Here is a 663-nt window from a genome sequence, read left to right as displayed (position 1 = left end):
TGTTGGAGTTCGGTTTCGACAAAGTGGTGCAGGATGTAGCAAACTACACGCACTTGCCCGTTACAGGACTTCCTGTTGAGCTTGACACAATTCTGTTGGGCTTGTGCCAGCAGTTTCTAGCTACACACCAATTGCTGACACCGGTAGCCGACCGTGAAGGAGATGTGAAGAGCCTCAATGAAGGCGATACGTCCGTTACTTTTAAGTCGATTAGCGAGGTGTACGCAGAGCTACAGTCGGTGAACTCACTGACCGATAACTACACAGCACAATTGAACTCATTTCGGGTGGTGAAACGATGAAGGCTGCATTTAATCGAATGGGAAGTCAACTCACTAAGCTGTGGTTTGATCGAGTGACTATCACTGGTGTCAAGACGGTCAAAGACGGCGCCTTCACCGACACTGTGCCTGTGATTATCGTTGAGAATGAACTGGCCAAAGTGATTCTCAAAGGACTCAAGGCTAGTGATCAGACATTCTTCGGGACTGACGCTTACGATGCCAAACTACTCATCAGAAATGGCTTAGAAATCCCTCCTGGTGCCGACATTGATGTCACTGATGTAAATGGTCAGGCGACACACTATAAGCGTGCCAGCAAGGGATATGCCGGATACGTGAGTCACCAAGAAGTAGCAATGGTTCGGGATGAGAAAGCTAG

The 663-nt window shown here is 48.4% G+C and carries 2 protein-coding genes; both read left to right on the top strand.

Annotation, left to right across the window (positions count from 1 at the left end):
• Positions 1-302 (top strand): head-tail connector protein (locus ACYVN4_RS45095; RefSeq protein WP_460730472.1); only part of this gene is annotated, 302 nt, incomplete at its 5' end.
• Positions 299-663, top strand: a 365-nt coding sequence (locus ACYVN4_RS45090) for a hypothetical protein (RefSeq protein ID WP_460730470.1), incomplete at its 3' end; no start/stop codon positions are given. The genes ACYVN4_RS45095 and ACYVN4_RS45090, both read left to right, overlap by 4 nt.

It is taken from the genome of Nocardia heshunensis (genome assembly GCF_054782115.1).
Note: the sequence above shows the minus strand (reverse complement) of the source record. Positions and strands in the feature narration are given on the sequence as shown.